Origin of the sequence: Virgisporangium aurantiacum (assembly GCF_016863635.1) — a bacterium.
GTDB classification, from domain to species: Bacteria; Actinomycetota; Actinomycetes; order Mycobacteriales; family Micromonosporaceae; genus Virgisporangium; species Virgisporangium aurantiacum.
Window position 1 is genome coordinate 81,607 of the sequence record NZ_BOPG01000083.1, and the last position, 22,319, is coordinate 103,925.

Annotated in this window: 20 protein-coding genes and 1 pseudogene; 13 read left to right on the forward strand and 8 right to left on the reverse strand. The window is 68.7% G+C overall.

Annotation, left to right across the window (positions count from 1 at the left end; all coding sequences use genetic code 11):
* Genes Vau01_RS51625 through Vau01_RS51640 form a run of 4 tightly spaced genes read right to left on the reverse strand, consistent with a single transcriptional unit; the run spans position 1 to position 4,756 of the window.
* Positions 1 to 1,053, reverse strand: a complete 1,053-nt coding sequence (locus Vau01_RS51625) for an amidohydrolase family protein (RefSeq protein WP_204008755.1) — start codon at positions 1,051 to 1,053, stop codon at positions 1 to 3.
* A complete protein-coding gene (locus Vau01_RS51630) occupies positions 1,050 to 2,615 on the reverse strand; it encodes a sugar ABC transporter ATP-binding protein (protein WP_204008757.1) in 1,566 nt (521 codons plus the stop codon). The genes Vau01_RS51625 and Vau01_RS51630 overlap by 4 nt, the downstream gene beginning before the upstream one ends.
* Entirely contained in the window at positions 2,612 to 3,754 is a 1,143-nt protein-coding gene (locus Vau01_RS51635) for a sugar ABC transporter substrate-binding protein (protein ID WP_204008759.1), read from the reverse strand. Before Vau01_RS51635 ends, Vau01_RS51630 begins: the two co-directional genes overlap by 4 nt.
* Positions 3,755 to 3,766: 12 nt before the next feature.
* Complete coding sequence (locus Vau01_RS51640) at positions 3,767 to 4,756, reverse strand: ABC transporter permease (RefSeq protein ID WP_204008761.1); 990 nt, start codon at positions 4,754 to 4,756, stop codon at positions 3,767 to 3,769.
* Positions 4,757 to 4,938: 182 nt separating this feature from the next.
* Between Vau01_RS51640 and Vau01_RS51645 the strand changes: the two genes are divergently transcribed.
* From Vau01_RS51645 to Vau01_RS51705, 12 genes and pseudogenes are all read left to right on the forward strand, one after another.
* Positions 4,939 to 6,198, forward strand: a complete 1,260-nt coding sequence (locus Vau01_RS51645; RefSeq protein WP_204008762.1) for an FAD-dependent monooxygenase — start codon at positions 4,939 to 4,941, stop codon at positions 6,196 to 6,198.
* Positions 6,195 to 6,596, forward strand: coding sequence for a YybH family protein (locus Vau01_RS51650; RefSeq protein WP_204008764.1), 402 nt, complete (start codon positions 6,195 to 6,197; stop codon positions 6,594 to 6,596). The genes Vau01_RS51645 and Vau01_RS51650 overlap by 4 nt, the downstream gene beginning before the upstream one ends.
* Positions 6,593 to 7,444, forward strand: a complete 852-nt coding sequence (locus Vau01_RS51655; RefSeq protein WP_204008765.1) for a fumarylacetoacetate hydrolase family protein — start codon at positions 6,593 to 6,595, stop codon at positions 7,442 to 7,444. Before Vau01_RS51650 ends, Vau01_RS51655 begins: the two co-directional genes overlap by 4 nt.
* Positions 7,441 to 7,821, forward strand: a complete 381-nt coding sequence (locus Vau01_RS51660) for a RidA family protein (protein ID WP_204008766.1) — start codon at positions 7,441 to 7,443, stop codon at positions 7,819 to 7,821. Before Vau01_RS51655 ends, Vau01_RS51660 begins: the two co-directional genes overlap by 4 nt.
* Positions 7,818 to 9,293 (forward strand): NAD-dependent succinate-semialdehyde dehydrogenase, encoded by a 1,476-nt coding sequence (locus Vau01_RS51665; RefSeq protein WP_239152651.1) that lies wholly within the window; start codon positions 7,818 to 7,820, stop codon positions 9,291 to 9,293. Before Vau01_RS51660 ends, Vau01_RS51665 begins: the two co-directional genes overlap by 4 nt.
* Positions 9,290 to 10,453, forward strand: coding sequence for a DUF3500 domain-containing protein (locus Vau01_RS51670; RefSeq protein ID WP_204008768.1), 1,164 nt, complete (start codon positions 9,290 to 9,292; stop codon positions 10,451 to 10,453). Before Vau01_RS51665 ends, Vau01_RS51670 begins: the two co-directional genes overlap by 4 nt.
* Before the next feature lie 180 nt (positions 10,454 to 10,633).
* Complete coding sequence (locus Vau01_RS51675) at positions 10,634 to 11,518, forward strand: helix-turn-helix transcriptional regulator (protein WP_204008769.1); 885 nt, start codon at positions 10,634 to 10,636, stop codon at positions 11,516 to 11,518.
* 102 nt (positions 11,519 to 11,620) lie between these two features.
* On the forward strand, positions 11,621 to 12,655 hold the full coding sequence (locus Vau01_RS51680) for a zinc-binding dehydrogenase (RefSeq protein ID WP_204008770.1): 1,035 nt from the start codon (positions 11,621 to 11,623) through the stop codon (positions 12,653 to 12,655).
* On the forward strand, positions 12,652 to 13,032 hold the full coding sequence (locus Vau01_RS51685; RefSeq protein ID WP_204008772.1) for a DUF2255 family protein: 381 nt from the start codon (positions 12,652 to 12,654) through the stop codon (positions 13,030 to 13,032). Before Vau01_RS51680 ends, Vau01_RS51685 begins: the two co-directional genes overlap by 4 nt.
* 92 nt (positions 13,033 to 13,124) lie before the next feature.
* Positions 13,125 to 14,141 (forward strand): aldo/keto reductase, encoded by a 1,017-nt coding sequence (locus tag Vau01_RS51690; RefSeq protein WP_204008774.1) that lies wholly within the window; start codon positions 13,125 to 13,127, stop codon positions 14,139 to 14,141.
* A 29-nt stretch (positions 14,142 to 14,170) separates the two neighbouring features.
* A pseudogene (locus Vau01_RS64075) lies at positions 14,171 to 15,015 on the forward strand (aldo/keto reductase).
* Complete coding sequence (locus Vau01_RS51705; protein WP_239152653.1) at positions 15,012 to 16,598, forward strand: MFS transporter; 1,587 nt, start codon at positions 15,012 to 15,014, stop codon at positions 16,596 to 16,598. The pseudogene Vau01_RS64075 and the gene Vau01_RS51705 overlap by 4 nt, the downstream one beginning before the upstream one ends.
* Positions 16,599 to 16,806: 208 nt before the next feature.
* On the opposite strand, the gene Vau01_RS51710 is transcribed toward Vau01_RS51705, so the two are convergent.
* Positions 16,807 to 17,388 (reverse strand): NUDIX domain-containing protein, encoded by a 582-nt coding sequence (locus tag Vau01_RS51710; protein WP_308440522.1) that lies wholly within the window; start codon positions 17,386 to 17,388, stop codon positions 16,807 to 16,809.
* Positions 17,328 to 17,753, reverse strand: coding sequence for a hypothetical protein (locus Vau01_RS65100; protein WP_308440523.1), 426 nt, complete (start codon positions 17,751 to 17,753; stop codon positions 17,328 to 17,330). Before Vau01_RS65100 ends, Vau01_RS51710 begins: the two co-directional genes overlap by 61 nt.
* A 179-nt stretch (positions 17,754 to 17,932) precedes the next feature.
* On the opposite strand from Vau01_RS65100, the gene Vau01_RS51720 reads away from it, so the two are divergent.
* Positions 17,933 to 18,787: an SDR family oxidoreductase gene (locus Vau01_RS51720; protein ID WP_275424042.1), complete on the forward strand. Its 855-nt coding sequence runs from the start codon at positions 17,933 to 17,935 to the stop codon at positions 18,785 to 18,787.
* Between the two features lie 263 nt (positions 18,788 to 19,050).
* Here the strand turns inward: Vau01_RS51720 and Vau01_RS51725 are convergent, their stop codons facing one another.
* Together Vau01_RS51725 and Vau01_RS51730 are read right to left on the reverse strand one after the other, a co-directional pair.
* Complete coding sequence (locus Vau01_RS51725) at positions 19,051 to 19,926, reverse strand: DMT family transporter (RefSeq protein ID WP_204008782.1); 876 nt, start codon at positions 19,924 to 19,926, stop codon at positions 19,051 to 19,053.
* A 34-nt stretch (positions 19,927 to 19,960) separates the two neighbouring features.
* A complete protein-coding gene (locus Vau01_RS51730) occupies positions 19,961 to 21,106 on the reverse strand; it encodes an NsdA family TPR-like regulatory protein (RefSeq protein ID WP_506020375.1) in 1,146 nt (381 codons plus the stop codon).
* Positions 21,107 to 22,319 lie beyond the last annotated feature (1,213 nt).

Sequence of the window (22,319 nt, forward strand, 5' to 3'; positions counted from 1 at the left end):
TCAGCCGATCGGGAGATCGAAGATCCGCTTGGCGTTCCCGGAGAGAACCAGGTCCCGGTCGGCGTCGCTGATCTCGAGGGTGTTCTTCACGAAGTCCACGCCCTGGCTCATCCACGAATAGAACACCGGGAACGACGAGCCGAACAGGTAGTGGTCGGCGCCGTTGACCTTCAGCGCGCACTCGACCTGGTCCTTGCCCCACGAGTGCGGGTGGGTGAGGTCGAAGAAGATGTTGTTCGCCAGGTAGCCGCGGATCTTCTCGCCGCCGGTCGGGTCGAGCCGTTGCAGCGACTCGTTCTTGCCCGACGCGTGCGGGGTGAGCAGCGCGGTGTTGGCGAACCAGTTCCCGCCGAGCATGGTGTGGACGAACCGCAGCCCGGGCATCCGGTCGAACATGCCGCTGAACAGTTCCCGGCCGACGGCGGTGGCCTGGTCGACGATGCGGCCGTACTCGCGCCGCAGGTTGGTGTAGTCGATCACCGACCGCCACTCCACCGGCAGCGGGGTGTGGTGCACGATCACCGGGACGTTCAGCCGCTCGATGACCTTCAGATAGGGCTCGAAGACCTCGTCGTCGAGGTAGAGCTGGCCGTAGTGGCAGGCCAGTTGGACGCCCACCGCGCCGAGTTCGTTCACGCAGCGTTCGAGCTCGTAGGTGTTCTCCTTGCCGCCCCACGGCGGCACGCAGGCGGTCGCGAACAGCCGCCCGTTGGACCGCTTCACGATCGAAAAAGCGTTGTCGTTGACCGCCTTGCAGGTGTCCAACGCCAGCCATTCCTGCCAGACCGGTACCCGCATGATGCCGTAGTCGACGCCGGCGTCGTCCATGGCCGCGAGCTTGGCCTCGGCGGAGTAGTCGCCCTCGACGTAGTTGAGGTTCTGGTAGCCGGCCGGCTTCTCCAGGATCAGGTGCTTCTTGCCGCTGTCCATCGTCTCGACCCGCGCGATCTCGCCGAAGCCGCGCGGCGCGCTGTAGAGGAAGCCGTCGAGGATCTTCTGGTTCGTGAACAGGTCCTCGGGCAGGTGATGGATGTTGATGTCGACGACGGTCATGTCAGTCCCTTCTCAAGGCGGCGCCGCAACGGCGCACGCGTCCCCGTGGCGTAGATGGCGTGGACGATCTCGTCGGGGGTGAGCTCGCCGCTGAGCTCCTTCTGGATCTCGCCGTCGGCGAAGACGAGGACCCGGTCGCACAGCAGCGACAACTCGTTCTCGTCGGACCCGGCCACGACGACGGCGCAGCCGGCGTGGGCCGCCGCCCGGATGGTGGCGACGATCGTGTGCCGGGCACCGACGTCGACGGCCTGGGTGGGCTCGTGCAGCACGAGCAGCGCCGGGCCCAGGGCCAGCCACTTGGCGAGCAGCACCTTCTGCTGGTTGCCGCCGCTCAGGGTGCCCACCACCATGCGCGGCTCGCGCGGCTGCACGTCGAGCCGGGTCATCCAGTCGGCCACCAGGGCCTTCTCCCGCGGACGGCGGACCGGCAGCAGGGCCCGGCCGGCCCGGGCGGTCTGCGGGAACGTGACGTTCTCGGTGACCGTCATCGCCATGGCCAGCCCGGAGTGCTCGCGGCCCTCCGGCACCAGCGCGATCCCGGCCCGGATCGCGGCGGACGGCGTGAGGCCGGCGAGCGGCAGCTCCGCGCCGGACAAGAAGACCGTGCCGGCGGAGGCGGGCGAGGCGCCACTGATGAGGTACGGCACGTCGTCGTAACCGGAACCGCCGAGCCCGGTGAGCCCGACGACCTCGCCGGGCGCCACGGCGAACGAGACGTTCCGGGCCCGCCGGCCGGTCACCGCTTCGATCAGCACCGGCGCCGCGCCGGCGGCGATCTCGGCGGTGCCGCGGTTCTCCAGGTCGATGAGGTTGCGACCGAGCATCATGGCCGTGAGGTCCGCCTCGCTCGTGCCCGCCAGCTCGCGGCCGCCCTCGACCACGGCGCCGTCGCGCAGCACCGTCACCCGGTCGGCCGCGTCGACGACCTCCTCCAGCCGGTGGGTGATCAGCAGGACCGCGGTGCCCGTGGCCACGATCTCGTCGAGGATCGTGAAGAAGTGCTCCAGCGCCGGGCGGCTGAGCGCCCGTGTCGACTCGTCGAAGATGATCAGGCCGGTGCCGGCGTGCACGTCCTGCAGCGCCCGGGCGATGGCGACGGTCGCCCGTTCGTCCTCCCGGAGGGTGCCGACCGGCGCGTCGAGCGGAACGACCCGGCCGAGCCGCTCGAAGACCTCGGTGGCGGCGGCCCGTTCGCGGTGCCAGTCGATCCGGCGCAGGAACCGCGACGCAGTCAGCCGCCCGATGCGCATGTTCTCCACGACGCTGGCGTCGCGGACGAGCCCGAGCGTCTGGTGCACCACGGCGACGCCCCGGGTCCGGATCTCGCCCGGCCGCACCGGCAGGCGCAGGTCGGTTCCGTCGACCGCCACCCGCGCGCCCGGATCGGGCGTGTGGATGCCGGTGAGCACTTTGGCCAGCGTCGACTTGCCGGACCCGTTCTGCCCGATCAGCCCGTGGATCTCGCCGGCGCGCACCTGCAGGGAGACGTCCTTCAGCACGCGGGCGGTGCCGAACGTCATCGACAACGACTCCACCGACAGGCGTGGAGCACCGCTCACGAAACGCCCCAGATCTTCTTGAACTCGTCGGTGAACGTGGTGGGCCCGTACCACTCACCGGACTGTTCGGCTTCCGCGGTCAGCTTCACCGAACCGATCGACTCGCGGGTGAAAAGCCGCACCGGGATCGTGTACTGGGGCAGCTCGGTGCCGAGGATGAGGCGCATCGCCGCGTCGGCGTCGACCCAGCCCTGGAACGCCGAGGCCTGGCCGGCCGCCGCGTTGAGGAAATTCTTGGACGCGAGCGCCTGCAGCCCGCCGAGCTGCACCGAACCGGTCAGGCCCTTCACCGAGCCGATCTTCGAGGCCTGCTGCACTCCGGTCTGCGTCGGCTGCAGGTACTGCTCGAACTGCGACTCGACGTAGGTGATGTCCGGGTTCTTCAGCAGCGCGGAACTGGTCGACGACGGGATCAGCGAGAAGTTCGCCGAGCTCACCTGGTTGATCGTGATCTTGCAGTTCGGGCAGGACTGCTCGTAGACCGCCTTGCCCTGGCCGACGAAGACGGCCGGCGCCGGTCCGTCGGTGCCCTGGTTGATCAGCACCTTCGCCGTGCCGCCCGAGTCGACGGTGACCCATTTGGCCAGCGCCTCCTGCATCGGGCCGCCGCCGGCGGGGATGTAGGCGAGCGTTTTGGAGGCCGGGCGGGCGTTGTCGGGAATCTGGTTGCTGATGATCACCGGTACTCCGGCGGCCTGCGCCGCGCCGAACGCGTTGGCCGCGATGACGTAGGGCACCGCGTCGGTGACGATCGCGGCGGCCTTCCGGTCGGTCGCCTGGGTGATGCAGGCGCTGACGTCGGTGGGCGTCCCCTTGCCGTCGCAGGACTGGACCTTGATCCCGACGGTGTCGAACGCCTTGGTCAGCGTCGACAGGGTCACCTTGAACTGCGGGGACTGCATGGTGATCGGCACGTAGTAGACGGTCTTGCCGGCGAGCGAGCGCGCGTTGTCGATCTTGGCAGTAGGCACCGGGTACGCGTCGAGCGGCCTGGTGAGCTTGTCGACCTCGGCGGCGAGCCCGGTCTTTTCGCCGGCGGGTGTCGACGCCGGTGCGTCGGCGTCGGTTCCGGAGTCACAGGCGGTCAGTGCGGCGGCGATCAGGAGGGTCCCGACGGTGGCGACCATGCGCGGGTTCATGGGGGACTCCTTTCAGTGGGATCGGGATCTCGCGTGCAGCAGGGTGGTGATGGTGACGGCGACGACCAGCACCCCGCCGTAGAAGACGTTGGACACCCACGACGTCGCGCCCAGCAGTTGCAGGCCGAGGACGCCGGTGGCGAGGAAGTAGACGGCGATGAGGGTGCCGAGCGGGTTGAACCGGCCGGGTTCGATGATCGCGGTGCCGAGGAAGGTGGCCGCGAACATCGGCAGGAGGTAGGCGTTCGAGACGTTGGGGTCGAACCCGCCGGTCGCCGCCGCCGCGAGCACACCGCCGACGCCGGCGATCAGGCCGGCGGCCGTGAACGCGCCGATGCGCACCCGCGTCACGCGGACGCCGGCGAGGCGGCTCACCTCGCGGCTCTCCCCGACGAAACGCATGTTGCGGCCGAGCGGCGTAAAGCGCAGCAGGTAGAAGAAGGCGACCATCAGCACGAGGCCGAGGAAGAAGCTGATCGGCAGCCCGCCGACGTCGAGCAGTGCGATCTGCTTGAACGAGGCGGGCAGCCCGCTCACCGGCGTGAGGTCGCTGATCCAGAGGGCGATGCCGAGCAGGAACGTGCCCATGCCCAGCGTGACGACGATGGTGTTGACGCCCAGCTTGACCACGAGCCAGCCGTTGAGCGCGCCCACCGCTGCCGACACCGCGACCGCCAGCAGCGACGCCGCCCAGACGTTCCAGTCGTGGTTGACGTTGAGGACGGTCACCGAGATCGCCGCCAGCCCGAAGTTCGACGCCACCGACATGTCGACGAACTCGCCGACCAGGATCGTGCAGAGCAGCGCGGCGGTGAGGAACACGAGTGGCTGCTGGCTGCCGAAGATGGTGCGGAACGCGCCCGACGTCAGGAACGTGTCGGGCAGCAGCAGCGCGTAGACGACGACGAACAGCAGCCAGACGCCGACGAGCGCGAACCGGGTGCCGAACCGGAGCAGGGTCACGGGCAGGTGATGCGGGGTGGCGGGGGCGTCGACCAGCATGGCGCGAAATCGTATACGTCTTGATGTACGACGGTCAACCACCTGCGGTGCACCGGCAAACGGAGCGACATCCTGTGGAAATGCTAAGAATGGTCTACCAGTGTTGACCGCTCGCGGAGCCCGGAGTTAGATACCGGAATCGTGTACGATCTCGTACACGCCCGCCTCACGGGAGGACACACATGCTCGACATCGCCATCATCGGTGCCGGCCCGTGCGGACTGGCTACCGCGCTGCGGCTCCACCAACGGGGCTTCCGCCCGCGGATCTACGAGGCGGTCGGCGAACTCAAGCCACTCGGCGTCGGCATCGACACCAAGGTCTACGGCACGCGCGAGATCGACGAGCTCGGCCTGCTGGAGGAGTTCCGCGCGGTGTCGGTCGACGCCCAGGAGTCGATCTTCTACAACAACCACGGGCAGGAGATCTACGCCGAGTTGTGCGGTGTGCACATGGGCTACCTGCACGAGCAGCGGTTCGTCCGTCGTGGGGCGTTGCAGATGCTGTTCTACCGGACCGTCCTGAAGCGCCTCGGCGCCGACTCCGTCGTGCTGGGTGCCCGGTGCACCGGCTACACGCAGAACGCCGACTCGGTCACCCTGCACTTCGACGGCGCGGCAAGCGACGTGACCGCCGACGTGGTGATCGCCGCCGACGGCATCAAGTCGGCCGTGCGCACGCAGATGCACCCCGAGAGCGCCGAGCCGAAGTACTCCGGCATCACGATGTGGCGCGGTACCACGCTGATGGAGCCGTTCAAGGGCGGCCACACGATCCTGCACATCGGCGACCCGCGGGTGTCCAGCATGATCGTCTACCCGATCGCCGACGACTTCGAGGGTTCCGGCCTGACCCTGGTCAACTGGGTCGTCGAAGCGGTGCGGGACGCGTCGGTGGAGGACTGGAACCAGACCGGCGGCGTCGACGAGATCATGCACCACTACGACACCTGCACGCTTCCGTTCCTCGACGTGCAGCAAATGATGCGCAACGCCCGCGAGGTCTACCTGATGCCGCTCATCGACCACGAACCGCTCGACAGCTGGGTCGACGGGCGCGTCGCGCTCGCCGGCGACGCCGCGCACGCGATGTACCCGCGCGGCGGGAACGGCTGGTGCCAGGCGCTCGTCGACGCCGGGGTCATCGCCGACAGGCTGGCCACGATCGACGACCCCGCCGAGGCGCTGCGGGCGTACGAGAGCGCCCGGTTGGCGACGGTCAACCGGATCGTGCTGGCCAACCGCGGCGAGGGCTACGAGGTGATCCGCCGGATCGTCGCCGAACGCACCGACGGCAGGCCGTTCTCGAACGTCGAGGAGGTGCTGCCGCTGGCCGAGGCCGACGGCATCTTCAGCCGGTACCACGCGCTCGTCGGGCAGCCCCGGCCGGGACACGAGGCGGGCGAGACCACCGGCTTCCGGTCCCCGGACGCACTCGTATGAACGCCGAAATCCTCGCCGTGGAGGAGCGCCGGCGCCGCGCACTGATCGCCGGTGACCTCGCCGCGCTCGACGACCTGTTCGACGAGTCGCTCGTGCACATCCACGCCCCCGGCGTGACTCACGACAAGGCCCAGTTGTTGGAGCACGTCGCCACGAACCAGGCGTACCTCGACGTCGTCCGGGGCGAGCTGACGATCCGGGTGTTCGGCGACGTGGCGGTCGTGACCGGTCCGCTCACCAACCGGCTGCGCACCCGCGACGGCGGCGAACGGACGCTCGACGGCGTCGCCACGCAGGTGCTGCGGCGCTGCGACGACGGGGCGTGGCGGTTCGTCAGTTTCCAGATGACGCCGCTGGGCGAACGCGCGTGGCCGGCGCTCGCCTCGGAGGGTTCATGAGACTCGCCCGGTTCCACGTCGCCGGCGGCCCGGCCCGGCTCGGCCGCGTCGACGGCGACCGCGTCACCGACATCTCCGACGGTTTCGGGATCTCGTTGCGCGCTCTTCTCCCCGACCTTTCCGAGCTGAGGGACGCGATCCGCGCTTTTGACGGTCCCACGTACCCGCTCGCGGACGTCACCCTCGACGCGCCCGTCGACGACCCGCAGAAGTACCTCGGCATCGGCATGAACTACCGGGAGCACGCCGAGGAGGCGCGGCGGGCCGGCATTCCGATCCCCACCAGCCAGTTCTGGTTCAACAAGCAGGTGTCCTGCGTCGTCGGGCCCCACGACGATGTCCACAAGCCGGTCGTCTCTGACCAGCTCGACTACGAGATCGAGCTCGGCGTGGTCATCGGCCGCCGCTGCCGGCACGTGCCCGTTGAGGCGGCCCGCTCGGTGATCGCGGGCTACCTCATCTGCAACGACTTCTCGGTGCGCGACTGGCTGCAGAAGCGGTCGCCCACGTTCACGCTCGGCAAGTCGTTCGACACCCACGGGCCGATCGGGCCGTGGCTGACCACCGACGACGAGATCGCCGACCCGCTCGCGCTCGGGATGACGCTGACCGTCAACGGCGAGATCCGCCAGGATTTCACCACCGGCGACATGATTTACGACATCTACGCGCAGATCGCATACCTCACGCAGGTGATGACGCTGATGCCGGGTGACATCCTGGCCACCGGCACGCCGTCCGGGATCGGCGCACCCACGGGTCGCTTCCTGAAGGTCGGCGACGTCGTACGGGCCGAGATCGCCGGTCTCGGCGCCATCGAGAACCGCATCGTCGAGGAGCCCGCATGAGGGTCAGCGTCGAGATCGAAGGGTTCGCCCACGCGAACCCCATCCCGGCCGCGAGCCGGATCGGGAACCTGCTCGTCTCCGGCCTGCTCACCGGCCGTGACCCGGCCACCCGCGAGCTGCCCGCCGGTCTCGACGCGCAGTGCGCGAACGTCTTCACGCACGTGCGCGCGCTGATGGCCGCGGCCGGCGCGAGCACCGACGACATCATCAAGATGACGTTCTGGCTCGCCGACCCCCGCGACCGCGCGGCGCTCAACCGGGAGTGGCTCGCGATGTTCCCCGACCCGGCCAGCCGCCCGGCCCGCCAGGCGATGGCGGCGCTGCTCGACGGGGGCGTGCTGGTGCAGTGCGACCTCATGGCGATGCTCCCGTCGTGAACGAGGCCGACCTGTTGGCGGCCGTCCCCGACCGGTTGTTCATCGGTGGACGGTGGCGAGCCGCCTCGACCGGCGCCACATTCGGTGTCCACGACCCCGCGACGGGCGCCGTCGTCGCGGAGGTCGCCGACGGCTCGGTCGCCGACGGCCTCGCGGCGCTGGACGCCGCCGACCGGGCGTTTCCCGGCTGGGCGGCGACACCGGCCCGGGAGCGCGCGGAAGTGCTGCGGCGCGCGTTCGACCTGCTGCGCTCGCGGGCGGACGACGTCGCATTGCTGATGACGATCGAGATGGGCAAGCCGCTCGCCGAGGCGCGCGGCGAGGTCGCCTACGGCGCGGAGTTCCTGCGCTGGTTCAGCGAGGAGGCGCCGCGGATCCAGGGTCGCTACGACCCGAACCCGGAGGGCACCGGCCGGATGATCGTCACCCGGCACCCGGTCGGGCCGTGCCTGCTGATCACGCCGTGGAACTTCCCGCTCGCGATGGCCACCCGCAAGATTGCACCCGCCCTTGCGGCCGGCTGCACCGTCGTGGTCAAGCCGGCCGAACTCACGCCGCTGACGACGCTGTTCCTCGCCACGCTGCTCGCCGAGGCGGGGGTGCCGGACGGCGTGCTCAACGTGATCACGACCGCTGACGCGGGCACCGTCGCGGAACCGCTCCTGCGCGACCCGCGGCTGCGCAAGCTCTCCTTCACCGGTTCCACGGCCGTGGGTCGCCGGCTGCTGGCGCAGGCGGCCGACGGCGTGCTCCGCACGTCGATGGAACTCGGGGGCAACGCGCCATTCGTCGTCTTCGACGACGCCGACCTGAACCGGGCCGTCGACGGCGCGATCGCGGCGAAGTTCCGCAACATCGGGCAGGCGTGCACCGCCGCGAACCGCTTCATCGTGCAGCGCTCGATCGTCGAGGAGTTCACGCGCCGGGTCACCGGGCGCGTGCGCACGTTCGTCACCGGGCGCGGCACCACCCAGGGCGTCACGATCGGTCCGCTGATCGACGACCGCGCGGTCGCGAAGGTGGACCACCTCGTCCGCGACGCGGTCGGCCGGGGCGCGACGGTGTGCACCGGCGGCGCGCCGGTCGAAGGACCCGGAGCGTTCTACGCTGCCACCGTGCTCGGCGACGTTCCGCCCGACAGTGCCCTGCTCCGCGCGGAGATCTTCGGTCCGGTGCTGGCCGTCGTTCCGTTCGACGACGAGGACGAGGCCGTTCGCGTCGCCAACAACACCGAGTACGGCCTGGTGTCGTATGTGTACACGGAGAACCTCGCACGCGGGCAACGCATGATCGAGCGGCTGCGCACCGGGATGATGGGGCTCAACGTCGGCGTCGTGTCGAACGCGGCGGCGCCGTTCGGCGGCTGGCGGCTCTCCGGCCTCGGCCGGGAAGGCGGCGCCGAGGGCATCCACGAGTACCTGCAGACCAAGTACACGCTGACGCCCGACCCGCACGAGGGGGTTCACCGGTGACATCCGATCCGCACCTGACCTACCGGGCGCCGACGGCGATCCGCGACATGCTGTTCACCACCTGGTCGCTGCTGGGATCGTTCACCGCCGACCAGAAGTCGCGCGCGCAGTTCCCGTTCGACGACCCGGCCCGCGTCGACTGGGACTTCATTCCCAAGCCCGACCGCACCGGCGTCCCGCTGTTCGAACTCGACCGGCACCAGAAGGCCCTCGCCCACACGCTGATGCGGGCCGGGCTCAGCATCCGCGGGTACAGCCAGGCGTTGGCGGTGATGGCCACGGAGAACGTCCTCCGCGCCACCGAGGTGATCGACCGCGGATTCGGTGTGTACGCGGCCGACTTCCGCGATCCCGAGAACTACCTGTTCAGCTGGTTCGGGAGACCGGCGTTCGAGGACACCTGGGGCTGGCGGGTGATGGGTCACCACCTCTGCCTCAACTACACCGTCGTCGGCCAGGAGTACCTGACCGTGACCCCCACGGTGCTGGGCGCGCAACCGTTCCCGGCCGGCGTACTCGACCCGCTCGGCGCCAGCCAGCGGATGGCCTTCGACCTGCTCGGCCGCCTGAGCCCCGAACAACGCGCCACGACACACATCCACGACGTGGCCCCGGCCGACTTCACCACCCGCCAGGTGCCGAAGGTCGGCGACGTCGAGCTGCCCGACCACGTCGACCTCGGCATCGAGACCTACGAGACCACCGACGACGACCGCTGGGCACTGCGCTTCGAGAAGGCGTCACCGTCGGGCTTGAACGGTGCCGAGCTGAGCACCGACGACCTCGCGCTGGCCCGGGACCTGCTGCTGCATTTCGTCGGCACTGGCCCGGATGAACTGGCCCGGCAGTACCGCCTCGCCGTCGAGGCCGAGCCGGCCGACGGGTTGACGTTCGCCTGGGCCGGCGGCCTGCGCCCGGACACCTCCTACTACTTCCGGGTTTCGACCCGGCGCCTGCTCGTCGAGTCTGACAACGCGGTCGCCGCCGGCAACCACATCCACGCCATCTGGCGCGACCTCGACAACGACCTGGGCCACGACCTCCTGCTCGGCCACTACGCCAGGCACGATCACCGCCGCGGCGCCGGGCATCTGCGGCGCCGCGTAGTGTCGAGCACAGTCGCCGACGCGGACTTCATCGCCTCGCGTTCGCAGGTCTGACGTGTGCCAAGACCTTGTGCAGGGGTCAACTCCCGAGGGATTCGCCGCACCAGAGCTGTGGCCGGGCCGCTGGGCCTGCACGTCGCACGCCGGCCTGCCCGTGTGTCCCAGGCAGTGTCCGCTGTTCCAGGTAATGGCAGACCCTCCCTGACCGTCCGGGCTGGTCGTAGCGTCAAGGGCGTGAACAGTCGTTCCGAGGTCCGTGACTTCCTGACCACCCGCCGCGCCCGGCTCAGCCCGGAGCGGGCGGGTCTGCCCGCCTACGGCGGCGGTCACCGTCGGGTGGCCGGGCTGCGTCGCGAGGAGGTGGCGTTGCTGGCCGGGGTGAGTGTCGACTACTACACCCGGCTGGAGCGCGGCAACCTGGCCGGTGTCTCCGACAGCGTCCTGGAGGCCCTGGCCCGGGCGTTGCAACTCGACGAAGCCGAACGCGTCCACCTGTTCGACCTGGCCCGGGCGGCCAACACCAGCGCCACCACGGCACGGAGACGGCGCCGGCCCGGCCCCACCCTGCGGCCGGGAGTTCATCTGCTGCTGGACGCGATGACGATGGCGCCGGCGTACGTCCGCAACGGCCGCCTCGACGTGCTCGGTGCGAACGCGCTGGGCCGGGCGGTGTTCGCGCCGCTCTTCGATACCGCGGCGCCGGTGCCGAACATGGCCCGGTTCCTCTTTCTCGACCCGGCCGCGCAGACCTTCTACGTCGGCTGGGAGACCGTGGCCGCGGACTCCGTGGCGTTGCTGCGGGCCGAGGCGGGCCGCGATCCGTACGACCGCGCCCTCACCGATCTGATCGGTGAGCTGTCCACCCGCAGCGAGGTGTTCCGGACCTGGTGGGCGGCGCATGACGTGCGGTTGCACCGCAGCGGCGTCAAACGCCTGCAGCACCCGGTCGTCGGCGAGCTCACCCTGGCCTACGAGTCGCTGGAGCTCGTCACCGATCCGGGTCTACGGCTCAACGCCTACACCGCCGAACCCGGCAGCCCCGCCCGCGAGGCCCTCGACCTGCTGGCCAGCTGGAGCACGGCGCCACATGAGCGGCCGGCTCGCCGGTCGGTGGAGTAGACCGCCGTCGCGCGGGAAGTACCCGCACAGACCCGGACGTGAAGACCCGTGCCACGCATTCCGCGTGGGCGGTATCCCATGTGTGTAAAGGATTCAATGCTGATGCGAGCAACCATGATCTACGGTGCCGGTGATGTCCGGGTGGAGACCGTTCCGGACCCGGTCCTACGGGAACCGACCGATGCGCTGGTGCGGGTGGTGCGGTCGTGTATCTGCGGCAGCGACCTGTGGCCCTACGGCTCGATGCCGGCCGGCGAGCAGGGCCGGCGGATCGGGCACGAGTTCATCGGTGTCGTCGAGGACACCGGCGCCGAGGTGTCCGGCCTGTCCCGTGGCGATCTGGTGGTGGCGCCGTTCGTGTGGGCCGACAACACCTGTGACTTCTGCCGGGAGGGCCTGCACACCTCGTGCCGGCACGGCGGCGGCTGGGGCTCGAACGGTGTCGACGGTGGCCAGGGCGAGGCCGTACGGGTGCCGCAGGCCCAGGGCACCCTGGTCAAGCTGCCGGTCGCTGAAGACTCGGCGCTGCTGCCGTCGCTGCTGAGCCTGTCCGACGTGTTCCCGACCGGTCACCACTGCGCGGTCACCGCCGGAGTCGGCCCGCGCACGACGGTCACCGTCATCGGTGACGGCGCGGTGGGGCTGTCCGCGGTCCTCGCGGCGAAGCGGCTCGGCGCGGAGCGCATCATCCTGATGGGCCGGCACAAGGACCGCACCGATCTCGGTCGCGAGTTCGGCGCCACCGACGTCGTCGCCGAACGCGGCGCCGAGGGCGTCGAGCGGGTCCGGGAGCTGACCGGCGGCGACGGCACCCACACCGTGCTGGAGTGCGTCGGGTTGAAGCCCGCCATCGAGACCGCGTTCGGCGTCGTCCGGGCCGGCGGCACCGTCAGCCGGGTCGGCGCGCCCCAGTACCCCGACGTGCCCGCCGACTTCGGCGTGTTCTTCCGCAACATCACGTTGACCGGCGGAGTGGCACCGGCGCGCGCCTACATCGAGGAGCTGATGCCCGACATCCTCGAGGGCCGCGTGCAGCCGGGCAAGGTGTTCGACCGCACGGTCAACCTCGACCAGGTACCCGACGGCTACCGCGCCATGGCCGACCGGACCGCCCTGAAGGTCCTGATCCAGCCATGACCGTGACCTGGACCGATGATGAACTCGACCGTGTCGGCGACGCCGAGGAACTCCAGCTCGCATCCCGGCGCGACGACGGCACGCTGCGCCCGTTCGTGACGATGTGGGTGGTCCGCGCCGGCGGCGACGTGTACGTGCGGTCGGCGCACGGCCCGGACAACCCGTGGTACCGGCGGGCGACGGCCAGCGGCGTCGGTCGGATCCGCGCCGGCGGAGTGGAACGCGACGTCAGCTTCGAATCCGCTGCGTCCGACGTCCATCCGGCGATCGATAAGGCCTACCACGCCAAGTACGACCGCTACGGCCCGGCCATCGTCGGCACCGTCGTCGGGGCAAAGGCCGTCCCGGTGACCATCCGCCTGGTCCCGACCTCCTGAAAGGCGACCCAGCTGCTGCCGTTCATCGGCTATCCCCGCACCCTCAACGCGATCCGGCTCATCGACGACGTCATCCCGAACGGAGCATGAGAATGGAACACCGTCCACTCGGGCGCACCGGCGTCTCGGTCAGCACACTGTGCCTGGGCACCATGATGTTCGGCGACTGGGGCACCAAGGACCACGACGAGAGCGTCCGCGTCATCCACCGGGCCCTCGACGCCGGGATCAACTTCGTCGACACCGCCGATGTCTACTCGCAGGGCGAGTCGGAGGTCATCGTCGGAAAGGCGTTGAAGGGACGCCGTGAGGACGTCGTCCTCGCCACGAAGTTCTTCATGCCCTTCGACGACGACCCCAACCACCGCGGCGGCTCTCGCCGCTGGATCATGACCTCGGTCGAGAACTCGTTGCGTCGGCTCGGTACCGACCACATCGACCTGTACCAGATGCACCGCTACGACCCGGCCGTCGACCTCGACGAGACGTTGGGTGCGCTGACCGACCTCATCCGTGCCGGCAAGGTCCGGTACATCGGCCACTCGACGTTCCCCGCGTCGGCGCTCATCGACGCGCAGTACGTCGCCCGTGACCGGGGTCGGGAACGGTTCGTCACCGAGCAGCCGACGTACTCGATCCTGACCCGCAACATCGAGCACGAGATCCTCCCGCTGACCCAGCGGTACGGCATGGGTGTGCTGTCCTACAGCCCGCTCGCCGGCGGCTGGCTGTCCGGCCGTTACCGCAAGGACGAGCACTCCGGTCCGACTGCGGCTGCCCGCCCTGCCGTCCGCTTCGACATGTCGTTGCCGGAGAACCAACGCAAGCTCGACGCCGCCGACGCCCTGGCTCAGTTGGCCGACAAGGCCGGAATCAGCCTGATCGAGCTCGCCATCGCGTTCGTCCTGCGCCACCCCGCCGTCACGAGCGCCATCATCGGCCCGCGCACCATGGAACACCTCGAATCACAGTTGGCCGCCGCAGACACGGTCCTCACCGATGACGTCCTCGACGGCATCGACGCGATCGTCCCGCCGGGCCTTACCCTCAACCCGGCCGACAACGGCTGGGCCAGCCCGTTCCTGCAACCGTCGGCCCGCCGCCGCTGACGCACATCCCGACCCGAGGAGAAACCGTCATGCTGACCGACACCTTGACCCTGAGCAACGGTGACCGGATCCCGAAAATCGGGTTCGGGACGTGGCTGCTCAAGGACGGCGACGAGTGCTACAACGCCGTCGCCGACGCGCTGCGCCTCGGCTACCGTCACATCGACACGGCCCGCGCCTACGACAACGAGGCATCCGTCGGCCGGGCGGTGCGTGACTCCGGCATCGCACGCGAGGATCTCTACATCACCTCGAAGTTGCCGGCCGAGGCCAAGGACTACGACACGGCGGTCGAGGAGTTCGAGACCACCATGGCCGAGATCGGCCTGGACTACCTCGACCTCTACCTGGTGCATGCGCCGTGGCCGTGGGACGAGATGGGCAAGGACTGCCGCGAGGAGAACCGGCAGATCTGGAAGGCCATGGAGGAGTTCCTGGCCAGCGGACGGGTCCGGCCATCGGCGTGTCGAACTTCGACCCCGACGACCTGGACAGCCTCCTGCCGGCGTGCACCGTCAAGCCGATGGTCAACCAGATCCGCTGGTTCATCGGGCTCGACCCGTCCGACACCGTTCGCACATGCGCCGAGCACGACATCGTCGTGGAGGCCTACTCACCGTTCGCCCACGGCCTCATCGTCAACCATCCCGAGATCGAGCAGATCGCGGCGCGATACGGCGTCAGCGCACCGCAGTTGTGCATCCGCTTTCTGCTGCAGAAGGGTGCCGTGGTGCTGCCGAAGGCGACAAGTACCGCGCACATCGAGCAGAACGCGGCCCTCGACTTCGAGATCTCCGCCGACGACATGGCCGTGCTGGACGCCATGCGCGACACCGACAAGCACGAGGACGCGATGCAGTTCCGCTGGTCGTGACGTCACTCCCTGCCGGTCTGGAGTCTTCGCCGTGGGCGCCGCTGCGGCGGCCGGTGTTCGCCTGGCTGTGGATCGGTGTGCTGATCTCCGGCATGGGCACCTGGATGCAGACGCTCGGCGCGCAGTGGTTGCTCGTCGACGTTCCGAACGCCGCCGCCGTCGTGGCCCTGGTGCAGGCGGCGAACACGTTGCCGATCATGCTGCTGGCCATGCCGGCCGGGGTGCTCGGAGACAGCTTCGACCGGCGCTGGTTGCTGTTCGTCGTCCAGGTGTACTTCCTGGTCGTCGGCGTTGCGCTGCTCGCGCTCACTCTGGCTGGGCTGATGCCGCCGGTGCTGCTGCTGGTGTTCACGTTCCTGCTCGGCGTCGGCGGCGCGGTCCAGCTTCCGGCCTGGCAGGCCAGCACACCGGAACTGGTGCCGCGTCACCAGATCCGGGCGGCCGCCCGGCTGGAGATGGTCGGCATCAACCTGTCCCGCGCGGCCGGGCCCGCCGTGGCGGGGCTGATCATCGCGAGCGCCGGGGTGCCGACGGTGTTCGCCCTCAACGCGTTGTCGGTGCTCCCGTTGGCGGTCGCGCTGCTGTTCTGGCGCCGCACGCCCACCGTGACCGCCGTTACTCGGGAACGGTTCTCGCCGGCGTTACGGGCGGGCGGTCGGTACGTGTGGCACGACACGTCCGTTCGGCGGATCCTGGTGCGGCTGTCGGTGTTCATTGTGCCCGCGGCGGCGATGTGGGCGCTGCTGCCGCTGGTCGCGAGCCGGCGGCTCGGCGTCGGTGCCGGCGGTTACGGGGTTCTGTTCGCCGCGCTCGGTGTCGGCGCGATCGTCGGTGCGCTGGTGCTGGGCCGGGTCAACCGGTTCCTGTCGACAAACGCGACCCTGTCCGTCGCCGGGGTGGCCCTGGCGGCGGCGTTGGCCCTGCTTGTTCTCGTGCCGAACGTCGTCGTGGCGGCTGGGGTGCTGGTGCTGGCCGGTGTCTCCTGGACGGCCACGATCTCCGGGCTGGTCGCCGATCTGCAGTTGTTCCTGCCGCGGTGGGTGATGGCCCGCGGCATGGCCATCTGGACGATGGTCTTCACCGGCTGCCAGGCGCTCGGCGCGTTGGCGTGGGGCGTGGTCGCCGAGCAGGCCGGCCTCACCGCCACCTTCGTCGCGGCGGCTGTCCTCGAACTCGGTGCCGTCGGGGTTGGGCTGGTCTGGCCGGTAGCGGACGCCGGTGAGACCGATCCGGACCCGGTCGTCTACTGGTCCGAGGCACGGGTCAGTCTCGACCCCGATCCCGCGACCGGACCCGTCCAGGTGACCGTCACCTACACCATCGCACCGGAGAAGGAGCAGGCCTGGCTGGCGGCGATGCGGCACCTGCGCCGCTCGCGGCTGCGCACAGGAGCGACCAGGTGGGAGCTCTACCGCGATGCCGACCGCCGGGACCGGTTCGTCGAACAGTTCACGGTCTCCACCTGGGAGGAGCACCTGCGCCAGCACGAGGGCCGGCTCACCGCCGCCGACCGGACCGTCGAGCAAACGGCGCTCGGCTTCTCCGACCCACCGGCCACCGCCGACCATCTGATCCCACCGTGACGCAAAGGGTCAGCGGGTCAGCTGGCCAGTAGGTGGGTTTCGACACTGCAGCGGGCCGCTGAGGTGCGTCAATGGCGGTCGACTCGGCGGGCTCCCGATCTCGTCAAGGTGGGTGACGACGTCGGAGCCGTTCGATGCGCGCAGCAGCGTCGGCGAGAAGGTTGTTCGTGGTCGCACCAGGTTGACGCAGCGCCCTGGGGCCGCATTCTTACAACCGTCGGCCATCAGCCAGGTAGGAGGGGATACCTGATTCCTTGGCTTCCAGCGCCGCCAGGACGCGTCGCCATACGTACGGACGTAGACGAGCCTCGACCTGGTCCCGGTCGCAGAGCTCGAATGCGGAGATCTCGGTGTCGTCAAATTGAATGCTCGATATCTGCTCGTCTGAGATGGGCGCGCTGTCGAACACCATTGACAACAGGTCGTCCCATTGCCCGTGCGGTGACACCCAGTCGATCACCAGGAGCTGCCGGACCTGGACATCCAGTCCAAGTTCTTCCCTCAGCTCCCGGCGAGCCGCCGCGTGGGGTGGCTCGTTGGCTTCGACCATGCCACCGGGAACATCCCAGTCTGGCTTGTAGCTGGGATTCACCAGGAGTATTCGGCCCGCTGAGTCACAGACAATTACGTCGGCACTGACCCTTTTCCTCGGCTGCTTCGCATTCCCTTCTGCCAAATAAGCTTGCCAGGCTTCAGGATCCCGCTCGTATAGCGGAGCACCCTCGGGCTCTACCATGAATCCGCATGGTTGGTCGTTGTTGCGCCCGTGCCTGATCCGCGGAACATCCATGCTCGTCGCCTAAGCTGTTCCTCGAGCTGAAGGGTAAAGTCTGAAACGATCGAGCTACTCCGGTATGGGCCGAGTTGACCTTTCAGGACCTCGAGCTGACGAAGAACGATATATGAGCCGAGTTGCCGCGACGTTGTCGGCGGCGATACGGTCCTCGTCGCGCCAAAATCGCGGGCGCCAGCGAGGTTGTCGCGTTCGAGTTGGGCGTAGTACTCGACGCTGACCCCGGCGAGGTCGGCTACCTCGCTGCGGCGTAGGCCGGGGACCCGACGGTTGCGGTTGTAGCTGGTCAGGCCGGCCCGTTCGGGGGTAATCCGGACGCGGCGGGAGCTGAGGAAGGCTTTCACCTCGTCGCGGTTGTCCACGCTTTCCAGGCTAGGTCGGATCGCGGTGGCGAGTGGTGGGCTATCAGTACACCCTCCAGCAGCATCTTCTTCGCGTTCGAGGGAAGTGGTTCCCTGGATGACGTCGCCGCTTCCCGGTCTTTCGGCACGGTCGGATCTGCCTCGGTGCGGTGTTCCTACTCGACAGGGACGTGAGCAGCATGGCTGAGAAGAAGGTTCTCCTCGTCACCGGCGCCGGCCGGGGCATGGGCATGGACATCGCGAAGGCCGCCCTGGCCGCCGGGTACGCCGTGGTCGCGACCGGCCGCGATCCGGGCAAGGTCGCGCAGGCTGTCGGCGTCACCGGCAACCGGACCGACGACCTGCTGACAGTGCGGCTCGATGTGACCGACCTCGCCGGCGCGCAGGCCGCCGTCCAAGCTGCGGTGGACCGGTTCGGGCGCATCGATGTGCTGGTCAACAATGCCGGCAACTTCATTGCCGGGTTCTTCGAGGAGATCACTCCCGAGGATTTCCGGGCTCAGGTCGAGACGAACCTGTTCGGCCCGCTCAATGTCACCCGCGCGGTGCTGCCGGTGATGCGCGGCAAGCGTTCCGGACTGGTGGTGTCGATCTCGTCGGTGGCCGGCTTCCTCGGCGCGGAGTTCACCTCGGCTTATGCGGCGGCGAAGTTCGGCCTTGAGGGCTGGATGGAATCGCTGGCTCCGGAGATCGCACCGTTCGGCATCCGCACCATGATCGTGGAGCCCGGGTTCTTCCGCACCGACCTGCTCACCCCGGAGTCGACCAGCTTTGCCGAGCCGAGCATCGATGACTACGCCGAGCGGACCCGGCGGACCGTGACCGCGTGGAGCGGCATGAGCGGCCGGCAGGGCGGCGACCCCGCAAAGCTCGCGGCGGCGTTGATCGAACTCGTTGGCTCCGACGAGCCGCCACTGCGCTGGGCGGCTGGCGCCGACGCGGTCGGCGCCCTGGAGCAGAAGGCAGAGACCCTCTTGGAACAGGCCGACACCTACCGCAAGCTGTCGTCCTCGCTTGCCCACGACGACGCCTGAGCTTAGCCGCGATCCACCGGTGATCTTGGTCCGAGGGCTGTCCGCGTCCGGGTGATTGATGGTGGCGGATGGTCTGGCTCTGGGGGGCGTGGATGACCTGCCGGACGGTCCGGCTTTCTCCGTGCTGAGGCTTGAAGGCGCGGGGTTTAGGCGGCTGGTGACGGGGCGTGGATCCGGTCGAACAGGGTCTGCCAAGCCTGCTGCCAGGGCCAGTGCGACGGTTGGTGAAGCATGATGCGTGAGTCCCAGCCTGGCAGTCGGCGTCACGGTGGCGCCGGCTCGGTGCGGTGGGCGGCGAGGATTGAGCCGGCGATGATGGCTACCAGTCCCACCAGCGCGGTCGGGCTGACACCTTCATGGAGAAAGGCCGCGCCGAACGCGACGGCGAAGGCAGGGGAGAGGTAGAAGGCCAGAGCCGCCCTGGCGGGTCCGCTTCGCGCGATCAGCGTGTAGAAGAGGACCAGGGTGGCGCCGGTGCAGAGGAGTCCGAGGACGAGCAGGGCGATGCTCGCTTCGATGCTCGGGGGACGGGGAGGCAGCGCGAAACTCGCGGGAATGGCGGTGGCTGCCGTGGTGACCAGCATGGCGGAGGTGGCGACGCCGAGGGGCTGGGCATCGGCGTGCCGGCGGTGGATCATGATTGCGCCGGCGGCGTAGCCCAGCGCAGCGGCCAGGACGAGCGCGCCGCCTAGGAGCGTCTGCCAGCCTCCGCGAAGGTCGACGCCGAAGAGCATGATGAGGCCGGCCAGTCCCGCGGCGATGCCGATGATGCCGCGGCGACCCTGGGGGCGTTCGTCGGGTGCGTACCGGATCGCCAGGAGAGCGACGAACAGAGGCTGTGCGCCGACCAGGATTCCAGCCAGTCCGGAAGAGACGTAGCGCTGTCCGTGGGTCAGTAGCAGCAGCGGGGCCGTCGACTGCACAAGGACCGTCTCGATGATCGCTCGTGGGTGGCGCCACAGCGGTCGGAGCGCCGCGCGTCGGATCGCCAGCGGGACGAGGAGCAGCGCCGCCAAGGAGACTCGGCCCAGGACGACAACGCTCGGTTCGAGATCACGCAGTGCGACCTCGATGAGCGGGTAGACGGCACCCCACAGTGCGGAGAGCAGGATGAGCTCAGCCCAGGCCCGGCGGGTCACAGGCAGTGGGGCTGGTTGGCGCTCGGCACGCCCTCTAGTTAAGCAGGACCTGTCGGTACAGGCGCTGGACGCAGTCGAGCGAGGTCCAGGGCAGGAGCTCGACGAGGAGCGTTCGGAGACGTTGCCGGTTGCGTAGGGACTCCGTTCGGCGGGCTAAACCGTCGGCTTGGCGTGCCACGTCGCACGCCTGCTCGATCTCCTTCAGCTGGATGTAGGCCAGGGAGAGGTCGATCAGCGTTCCCGAGCGCTCCCGGACGAAGCTGTTTGGTAGCAGCGTCAATCCCTCGTGCAAGGCGCGTATGGCGTCCTTCGGCTGGTGGAGGCGTGTCAAGCAGCGGCCCTTGAGTCGCGCGGCGTGGCAGGACGAGTTGAAGAAGCTGAGCCAGGCCGGGGTGTTCTCGGGCGTTATCCGGTCGAAGGCGCGCTCGGCCTGGGCGAGTGCCGCGAGTCCGCGACTTGACTGGTCGAGCAGGCCGTAGGCCTCCCCGGTGGCTTCGCGTAGCCAGGATCCCACGGCTGGAGGCAGCCCGCGTCCCGCCATGTCCCTTGCGTTGTTCAGTTCCCGGAGGGCTGCTTGCCCGTCGCCGGCGTGCAGGTGTATGTAGCCGACGATGCCGATCCCGTAGGCGAGTAATGTGCGGTCGTTGGCCCTCTCGGCGAGGGACATCGCGAGCTGGCAGTACCCGCGGGCGTGGTCGTAGCGCTGCGCATCGATCGCGAGCCACGCGGCGAGCTGGGCAGCATCGCCGGTCGCGCTCAGCATCCGGCGGTGCGTGCTGCTGCTGACGGTGCGGTTGCTGGCGTCGAGCATCGAACGGAGGTGAGCTACGACGTCTGCGCTCACTCGTCGCGAGCCGTCGCGGTAGTCGGCTTTTCGATACGTGTGAGTCAACTCCTCCAGGTCTGCAACGACCGGGTCGGTGACGCGTGAAGTGGTGCTTCCTGCCACGGGTGATTGCCGTTTTAGTTTGGCGGGATCAAGGTCACCGACGCCTGCGGCCGACAGGCAGGCGGAGTCAAGGTGGCTGTAGTCGGCACCGTCAAGCAGATCGCCAGCGCTGCACCGGTATAGGAATGCGAGCCCGGTCCAGCGTCTCGGCCGATGGTGCCCGGCCAGCCGGGCCGGGCCAGATCTCCCAGTATGAAATGTGCTTGCCGGTCTTTGGAGCGTCCGAATCAGGCCACTGTTCGTTCCAACGTTGTGCCACGTCGGCCTGGGTCATGCCATGCGCGAGCCGGAACGCCACGCGCGAATTGAATCCATGCCGATCCCGCCATCGAGCGACGATCTCCCGATAGGTCCAACCGTGGGCGCGTAGCTGCTCGGCCTCCTCGTGGTAGCTACGTGCGCTTCTGGCCATCCGATCTCTCCGGCGAAGTAGTTGGCAGCTTCCTACGTGCACGGTATCCACAATCCGGGTTGAGTTGGAAGTTCATAGTTGCTTCTCCCCGCATGGCGGGGAGAAGACTCTCAGCCTGTAGTGGTCGACGTCGATGGCGCTTACCGTCAGCGCGGCGCAGAGGTGGTTCTCCCCACTCGGCGAGGAGAAGTCGTTTCTGATGATCCCCAGCTGTTGGGGTCGATCATTTCGGGTTCTGGCACCACGCTCAACACCGAACGAGTTCTGGCGTGCGGCGGGATGTGGCAGGCATATTCCTGGCCAGAACACTCGATTGTTGGGTGGGATGGTATGCGCAGGGGTTCATCCGTGAAGGCGCGCCGGTTCGGCGCTGCTGCGCCTGTCTCGGTATGTGCGGCAGTGGTAGGCAGGGTGATTCGGCTTCCGGTTCGCCAGCGTCCCTGCGTCGCGCCGCAACGCGGTGGGTTCCTCGGAGCCCTGACGTCGGCGGGTTCATGACGGTGGGAAATCGGTACATCGCGTCTGGTGGACGTGGCGATCCAGCGCGGAACTGTCGCAATATGCTTCAGCGCTTGAGCGAGGAGGTCGAGCGGCATACATCCCTTGGTACGCCGCGAGGCACGAAGCGCTTGTTCCTTCGTCCCGTCGGGGATCGTTGGCTCCTGAGGGTCACGATCGGCGGGTCGGAAGTCCATGCGGATGCTCTATGCCAGGTAACAACGGCATCTCCTCTTCCGCGTGTGCAGATGGTGGCAGCCGTACGAGCACTTCGCGTTGTCCACACGAGTACGACTGAGCCACGTTGGCGTCAAGTCGGTGATGCCTGGACTGCTGTCCTGGAATAAGCCTCCTCGTCCGCCGTGCCTGCCCGGCACCGTCCTCGTCTCACATATACCGCGCCGAATACGCCGGCCTATGTCCCGGCCAATGAATGCTGCCCGCCGAGCGGTTCGGTGGGTTCCAATCCCTTGAACGGAGAGCCATGACCACGACGACTACCGACACTTATGCCCTTGACAATGGTCGGGCTGG

Excerpts from the sequence above, each read along its gene's own strand:
- Vau01_RS51625 (WP_204008755.1), bottom strand. The coding sequence starts at position 1,053 with ATGACCGTCGTCGACATCAACATCCATCACCTGCCCGAGGACCTGTTC.
- Vau01_RS51635 (WP_204008759.1), bottom strand. The coding sequence starts at position 3,754 with ATGAACCCGCGCATGGTCGCCACCGTCGGGACCCTCCTGATCGCCGCC.
- Vau01_RS51640 (WP_204008761.1), bottom strand. The coding sequence starts at position 4,756 with ATGCTGGTCGACGCCCCCGCCACCCCGCATCACCTGCCCGTGACCCTG.
- Vau01_RS51645 (WP_204008762.1), top strand. The coding sequence starts at position 4,939 with ATGCTCGACATCGCCATCATCGGTGCCGGCCCGTGCGGACTGGCTACC.
- Vau01_RS51650 (WP_204008764.1), top strand. The coding sequence starts at position 6,195 with ATGAACGCCGAAATCCTCGCCGTGGAGGAGCGCCGGCGCCGCGCACTG.
- Vau01_RS51655 (WP_204008765.1), top strand. The coding sequence starts at position 6,593 with ATGAGACTCGCCCGGTTCCACGTCGCCGGCGGCCCGGCCCGGCTCGGC.
- Vau01_RS51660 (WP_204008766.1), top strand. The coding sequence starts at position 7,441 with ATGAGGGTCAGCGTCGAGATCGAAGGGTTCGCCCACGCGAACCCCATC.
- Vau01_RS51680 (WP_204008770.1), top strand. The coding sequence starts at position 11,621 with ATGCGAGCAACCATGATCTACGGTGCCGGTGATGTCCGGGTGGAGACC.
- Vau01_RS51685 (WP_204008772.1), top strand. The coding sequence starts at position 12,652 with ATGACCGTGACCTGGACCGATGATGAACTCGACCGTGTCGGCGACGCC.
- Vau01_RS51690 (WP_204008774.1), top strand. The coding sequence starts at position 13,125 with ATGGAACACCGTCCACTCGGGCGCACCGGCGTCTCGGTCAGCACACTG.
- Vau01_RS51710 (WP_308440522.1), bottom strand. The coding sequence starts at position 17,388 with ATGGATGTTCCGCGGATCAGGCACGGGCGCAACAACGACCAACCATGC.
- Vau01_RS51720 (WP_275424042.1), top strand. The coding sequence starts at position 17,933 with ATGGCTGAGAAGAAGGTTCTCCTCGTCACCGGCGCCGGCCGGGGCATG.